Raw genomic sequence first — 6,146 nt, forward strand, 5'->3', positions numbered from 1 at the left:
GCAACAGCCCCTGCTATTGGAGGTATATAAATGGAAAAAGTCATCATCGAAAGTTTCACCCTGGACCATACCAAGGTCAAGGCGCCCTATGTACGGCTGATCGGTCAGGAGACCGGGGAACACGGGGATATCGTTTCCAACTTCGACATCCGGCTCTGCCAGCCCAACCAGCAGGAAATCCCTACGGGCGGGATGCACACTCTGGAGCATCTGCTGGCCCTGTACCTGCGGCCCCGGATCAAAGGGTATCTGGACTGCTCTCCTTTCGGCTGCCGCACCGGGTTCCATCTCCTGTGCTGGGGCATCCATGACCCCAAAGACGTGGCCAAGGCCCTGAAGGAAGCTTTAGAACTTGTGGTCAAGACCACCTGGGACCAGGTGCCCGGGACGAAGGAGAAGGAGTGCGGGAATTACAAGGATCATTCCCTGTTCTGTGCCCAGGAATGGGCCAAAGAGATCCTGGCCAAAGGGATCAGCAGTGATCCCTATGAGAGGAAGATCGTTTAGCCGCGGCTCGCGACCGGGGGTGTGAGTTTTTTCACACCCTTTTTTGTTGTCGGTACACAACTGGTTTTGTGGATGTCCGGCTGCTTTTGGTTACTGCCAGAGTGTTTCTCCGGCTGCTTTTTTCCACAGTGCAGCAAATGCGGATGCGGCTTTGGTAAGATATCGCTTTTTGTTTGTCAGCAGATAGAATGTCCGGTGCAGGCTTGGGTGATCAATCTTATAGATGTGCATTGCCTTGGGCTTTCGATGCCTGAGCATCTGTTCTCCCACAAAGGCAGCACCAATTCCTGCACAGGCCAACTGAAGGGAAGTTTCCTGCTGTTCTGCTTGCAGAACGATATGGGGCTGGTGATGGGCATCTGCATAAGCATTCCTGACACAGGCCTGGAGATTGGAAGGTGCCGCCAGAAGGATGATGGGAAGCTGGAACAAGGCATCTGAAAGGGGAATGGATTTTGGCTCTGACCAAGGCGGACCCTCTAAATCCAATTCCCATGGCAGCCAGTCCGGCTGATTATAGGCATCTGGAACGGCGAGATAAATTTGATCCTGGAAGAGAGGGACTTTTTTAAAATCTGGAATATCTATCGTGCCTGCATTGCAGCAGAAGTCGATTTTTCCTTTCGCAAGATCGGTGAGGTTTTTACTGGGCTCCTGTTCTTTCAGCTGGATGTCGATCTTGGGATATCTTTGGATGAACTGTGCTATGACAGGGGGGAGGATACAGGAATTGATGTATTGAGTGCCTCCAATCCGTACGGTCCCAGTTTCCAATCGTTCGATGTCACGGATTTCGGCTTGCAGGTCGGTTTCAATCGACATCATTTTTTCGATACTTTTGATATAGAGCTTGCCTACAGGAGTCAAAGTAACGGATTTGCCCTCCCGATAAAAAAGCGGCATATGCAAATGATCCTCCACTTTTTTTATGGCCATGCTGAGGGTAGGCTGGGTAACGTAGAGCTTTTCGGCAGCCTTGGTAAAACTGCCTAGTTTATAAGCGGCATAAATATATTTGTAATAGTTTTCCATGTTCTCTACTTTCTTCATCAAAAAAATTGATGGAAATATAAAATACATCAATTAGATTTTAACATTATCTGAATATATAATCAACATAACGAAACTTTCCGATTGGCCAGCGGGAGAAAAGTACAGGAGAGCGAGGAGAAAGTTATGGAGCAAAGTACGATTGCTATCGTCATCTTAGTGATGACCATGTTGCTGGTTATGAATGATCGGATTCCCTTGGCGGTGACTTCCATGTTGGCTGCACTGGCGATGTCGCTGACTGGGATCCAGCCTTTAGGAAAGGCATATGCTTATTTTGGGAATACCACGATTGTTTTTTGTGGGGCGACGATGATCATATGCAATGGGTTGTTTGAAACAGGTGCAATCCAAAAGGTCAGTGACTTGCTGTTCCGGAAGATGGCCCAAAAAAGTGAGCGTGCGCTGGTTGCAGCGATTTCTCTTTTTACAGGGCTGATTACTGGTTTTACGACCAATTCCGCCATTGCCGCGACTATGGTGCCTGTTGCCCGGTCTATTGCCATGGAATCCCACGGCAAGGTCAAAGCCAAAAATCTGTTGATGCCTGTGGGGATGATGAGCACCATCGGATCGCCTTTGTCTCTGTCAGGAGCTGCCGCTGTTTCCATGGCTGGGGCTATGGTCAATGAAGCGGGAGGAAATCTGGGATTTTTTTCCATGGCACCGATTACACTGATCCTTTTGGCCGTCAGTACGCTCTACTTTGCTACGGCAGGATATTGGATTATGAAGAAAAGTTTTGATTTTGAAGATCCGGTGGTGGAACTCCCTGCTGTAAATATGAAGCAAGTCCCCAGGTGGAAACCGATTTTGAACCTTGTAGTATTTTTCTTGATGATTGCAGGCTTCATTTCTGGGATCTGGAATGTCGCCATTGTTTCGCTGCTGTGTGTGGCTGTTCTCTGCCTGACCCACTGTATCTCGATGAAAGCGGCGATCCGTTCTTGTGATTGGAACGTGCTGATCGTCATGGCAGGAGTCACTTCGATGGCCAATGGGCTGGATGCCAGTGGTGCCGGGAAAGTCATTGCCCATGCGTTCTTGCAGTTGATGGGCGGCAGCGAGGCCAGTCTTCCCATGATGATGGTCGCAATGGGTCTGGTCGGCTGGTTCCTTTCCCAATTCATGAGCAACACTGCGGCCAATGCCATTGTCATCCCTATTGCACTTTCGCTGGGTATGGCAATGAATATCAATGTACTCTATTTTTGCGTCCCGGTCATCATTGGGACAGCCATTGCCATTACTACACCCCTGGCATCTCCGACAACCGTAATCGTCATGCAGGGAGGGTTTCGCTTTAAAGATTTTGTCAAAGTAGGGATTCCACTCAGCATCATATTACTGCTCATCATGTTTCTGCTTTCGCCTCTGTTTTTTCCCACCTGAAAAAGAAAGGAATCTGCTTGAAGGCTGGCAACAACAGAGGGGAAATCAAGAATAAATCATAAGGAGAAAAATATGGATATCAATGAGAAATATTTTGCAGGTTTTGAACATCGGATCATCGATACCGGAGAAGTGAAAATCCATGCTTGGTGTGGGGGAAGTGGGCATGAGGCTGTATTGCTGCTGCACGGGCACCCGGAAAGCCATCTGACTTGGTATGCTGTAGCCTCCCGTCTGGCGGAGAGATACCGTGTGGTCATACCGGATATGAGAGGTTATGGAGAAAGCAGCAAGCCCCATGGATTGCCTGACCATTCTACGTATTCCAAAAGGGCGATGGCTAGGGATCAGGTATTTGTCATGGAAAAATTGGGGTATCAGAAATTCCATATTGCCGGACACGACCGTGGCGGGCGTGTATGTCACCGTATGATGCTGGACTATCCGGAGAAAATCAAATCCTGCCTATTGCTGGATATCATCCCTACCCTTGATGTTTATAACAGAACAGATCGGGAAATCGCCACGAAGTATTGGCACTGGTTCTTTTATATTCAGCCGGAGCCTTTTCCAGAAACTTTCTTGGGTGCAGAACCTGCCTATTTCATCCGCAGCAATATCCGCAAGAAAACCATTCCGGGAACCATTGGAAAGCAGCAATTTCCGGAAGATATCGTACGCGAATATATCCGGTATTATTCTAAACCGGCTACAGTCCATGCCATTGCCGAGGATTATCGGGCAAGTGCAACCATCGATTGGAAGCTGGATATGGCAGATTTGGGACGTACCATTCAAACCCCCATCTGTTGTTTGTGGGGATCCAATGGAAATATCTGCAAGTATTGGGATGTATTGGGTATCTGGAAGAAGCTGGCCAATCATGTAACTGGTTATGGAATCCCAGGCTGTGGGCATTTTGTACCGGAAGAAAAACCGGAAACTGTCATCCGGGAACTAGAAAAAATGATTGAGGCCAACCGCTGAAAGGAGAACAGCTATTATGCATGCCATTGAGAAAATCTTTGCAAAGAATGCCGGGAAAAAGACGGTAGAAACCGGTGAAATCGTGATGGCCAAGGTGGACTTTGCAGAAATCAATGATCTGTATCTGCAGACGGTCTACTCTTTTTATGAGATGGGAGGGGAAAAGGTCTGGGACAATACCCGCTGCGCTTTTGTCTTCGACCATTATGCTCCCTGTCCTACCATCAAGAGTGCCCAGAATCACAAGGAAATGCGGGAATTTGCCCAGAAGAACAACCTGAAATATCATTTTGATACCAACAGCGGGGTCTGCCATCAGGTGATGCCGGAAGCCGGGCTGATCTATCCTGGGATGATCGTGGTAGCTACGGACAGCCATACGACTACCCATGGTGCTTTTGGTGCGGTAGGGACCGGATGTGGGGCTACAGATATGGCTACCATCCTGATGACGGGGGAACTGTGGTTCCGGATCCCGGAAATCATCGAAGTGCGGCTGGAAGGGGAAGCCCCCAAAGGGGTATTCCCGAAGGATGTGATCCTGGCCGTCTTGGGGAAGATCCGGGCTGATGGTGCTGTGTACAAAGCCATTGATTTCACTGGCAGCTATGTAGAGAACCTGAATGTGGCTGGACGGATGACCATCTGCAATATGGCAGTAGAAATGGGCGCCAAGACCGCCTATATGCAGCCGAATCAAGCGGTCTTGGATTATGTAAAGGCCCGTGTCGTCCGTCCCTTTGAAGTGCAGTACACCGACCCAGGGTATACCTATGCAGAAAGCTATACTTTCGACGTTTCCCAATTGGAACCGGAACTGTCCTGCCCCAGCAGTGTGGAAAATGTCCATACCCTCTCCAGTGTGGTGGCTCAGGGACCGGTGAAGCTGAACCAAGGATATATCGGATCCTGCACGGGGGGACGGGAAGAAGACATTGCCATTGCCGCCAAGATCCTGAAAGGAAGACATATCACGGAATATACCCGCTTGGTAGTGATTCCGGCTTCCAATGAAGTGATGCAGAAATGCCTGGAAAAAGGGTATATCCAGGATCTGATCAAAGCTGGAGCGACCATTTCCACCCCTGGATGTGGGGCCTGCCTGGGAGCCCATGAAGGGGTGCTGACCGCCGGAGAGGTATGCATCACCAGTACCAACCGGAATTTCCCGGGACGGATGGGATCCACGGATGCCCTGATGTACCTGGCCAGCCCGGCTACAGTGGCCGCCAGCATGGTGACCGGATATATCACAGATCCTCGGAAGTATCTGTAGGGTGAGGGAGGAAGCAAAGATGGAAACAAAGGTAACGGGAAAAATCATCGTAGTGGGAGACAATATCGATACGGATCAAATCTATCCGGGGCAGTATCTGGATATCGTAGACCCCAAAGAAATCGGCAGCCACTGCTTGTGCGGAGTGGATGAAAACATCGCTGCCAGTTTCCCCAAAGGAGGCATGGTGGTGGCCGGCCGGAATTTTGGCTGCGGGTCTTCCCGGGAACATGCCCCCATCGCGCTTTTAAATATGGGTGCAAAAGCGGTACTGGCAGATTCTTTTGCCCGGATCTTTTTCCGGAATGCCATCAATCTGGGACTTCTGCCCATTATCTGCAAGGGACTGAAGGACAAGGTGAAAGATGGGATGACCCTGACCCTGGACCTGGAAAAGTATCAGGTGATGGTGCAGGAAACTGGGGAAACCTATCCCTGTGAGAAACTGGGGACCCAGGCCATGAAGATTCTGGAAGCCGGAGGCATCAAACTGCTGATGCGCAAGAAGATAAGGGATCAGCAGTGATCCCTATGAGAGGAAGATTGTGTAAGGTGCGTCAGAGACGCACCGGTCTCGAGTCTCATGTCTCGAGCCGCCTGAAAAATTTGCAGGCAAATTTTAGAATGTATAAAATCAGTTTCGACAACGATAAGGCAATCGTTTCTTTATCCAAGCACGATTCTGGTTTTGCACTTTCAAAAGAACCTGGCCGCAGGAAGGGTTCTTTCCAACGGCTCGAGACTCACGACGCGAGACTCGAGACCCAAATAGGGGACTGTCGCATAAGCGGCAGCCCCCTATTTTCAGGTTCTTTGTCAAATGTTGGGGTAAGCTCCAATTCATCTACCACACACGGACGTGAGCGATTTTTGCTCATGTCTGTTTTTATTTTAATTTCACCATCGAAAGCAGTAAAATCCGAGAACGGAATCG

7 protein-coding genes are annotated in these 6,146 nt (G+C 49.4%); 5 read left to right on the forward strand and 2 right to left on the reverse strand.

Annotation, left to right across the window (positions count from 1 at the left end):
- Nucleotides 1-30: 30 nt before the first annotated feature.
- Nucleotides 31-507: an S-ribosylhomocysteine lyase gene (locus ACTUHY_RS08470; protein ID WP_442827385.1), complete on the forward strand. Its 477-nt coding sequence runs from the start codon at nucleotides 31-33 to the stop codon at nucleotides 505-507.
- Nucleotides 508-597: 90 nt separating this feature from the next.
- Here ACTUHY_RS08470 and ACTUHY_RS08475 read toward each other — a convergent pair whose 3' ends face one another.
- Complete coding sequence (locus ACTUHY_RS08475) at nucleotides 598-1,539, reverse strand: LysR family transcriptional regulator (RefSeq protein ID WP_442827386.1); 942 nt, start codon at nucleotides 1,537-1,539, stop codon at nucleotides 598-600.
- Between the two features lie 144 nt (nucleotides 1,540-1,683).
- On the opposite strand from ACTUHY_RS08475, the gene ACTUHY_RS08480 reads away from it, so the two are divergent.
- The 4 genes from ACTUHY_RS08480 to ACTUHY_RS08495 all read left to right on the forward strand — a co-directional run bounded on the left by ACTUHY_RS08480 (nucleotide 1,684) and on the right by ACTUHY_RS08495 (nucleotide 5,738).
- Complete coding sequence (locus tag ACTUHY_RS08480; RefSeq protein ID WP_442827387.1) at nucleotides 1,684-2,949, forward strand: SLC13 family permease; 1,266 nt, start codon at nucleotides 1,684-1,686, stop codon at nucleotides 2,947-2,949.
- Nucleotides 2,950-3,021: 72 nt separating this feature from the next.
- The gene (locus ACTUHY_RS08485; RefSeq protein WP_442827388.1) at nucleotides 3,022-3,936 is read left to right on the forward strand and encodes an alpha/beta fold hydrolase; all 915 of its coding nucleotides are present in this window, start codon (nucleotides 3,022-3,024) and stop codon (nucleotides 3,934-3,936) included.
- A gap of 16 nt (nucleotides 3,937-3,952) precedes the next feature.
- Nucleotides 3,953-5,212: a 3-isopropylmalate dehydratase large subunit gene (locus ACTUHY_RS08490; RefSeq protein WP_442827389.1), complete on the forward strand. Its 1,260-nt coding sequence runs from the start codon at nucleotides 3,953-3,955 to the stop codon at nucleotides 5,210-5,212.
- A gap of 19 nt (nucleotides 5,213-5,231) precedes the next feature.
- Complete coding sequence (locus tag ACTUHY_RS08495; protein WP_442827390.1) at nucleotides 5,232-5,738, forward strand: LeuD/DmdB family oxidoreductase small subunit; 507 nt, start codon at nucleotides 5,232-5,234, stop codon at nucleotides 5,736-5,738.
- A gap of 217 nt (nucleotides 5,739-5,955) precedes the next feature.
- Here the strand turns inward: ACTUHY_RS08495 and ACTUHY_RS08500 are convergent.
- The coding region (locus tag ACTUHY_RS08500; RefSeq protein ID WP_442827391.1) for a hypothetical protein at nucleotides 5,956-6,146 on the reverse strand (191 nt) is incomplete at its 5' end.

The sequence above is a fragment of the Acidaminococcus nyctereutis genome (assembly GCF_052216985.1).
Lineage (GTDB): Bacteria > Bacillota > Negativicutes > Acidaminococcales > Acidaminococcaceae > Acidaminococcus > Acidaminococcus fermentans_A.

Excerpts from the sequence above, each read along its gene's own strand:
- ACTUHY_RS08470 (WP_442827385.1), top strand. The coding sequence starts at position 31 with ATGGAAAAAGTCATCATCGAAAGTTTCACCCTGGACCATACCAAGGTC.
- ACTUHY_RS08475 (WP_442827386.1), bottom strand. The coding sequence starts at position 1,539 with ATGGAAAACTATTACAAATATATTTATGCCGCTTATAAACTAGGCAGT.
- ACTUHY_RS08480 (WP_442827387.1), top strand. The coding sequence starts at position 1,684 with ATGGAGCAAAGTACGATTGCTATCGTCATCTTAGTGATGACCATGTTG.
- ACTUHY_RS08485 (WP_442827388.1), top strand. The coding sequence starts at position 3,022 with ATGGATATCAATGAGAAATATTTTGCAGGTTTTGAACATCGGATCATC.
- ACTUHY_RS08490 (WP_442827389.1), top strand. The coding sequence starts at position 3,953 with ATGCATGCCATTGAGAAAATCTTTGCAAAGAATGCCGGGAAAAAGACG.
- ACTUHY_RS08495 (WP_442827390.1), top strand. The coding sequence starts at position 5,232 with ATGGAAACAAAGGTAACGGGAAAAATCATCGTAGTGGGAGACAATATC.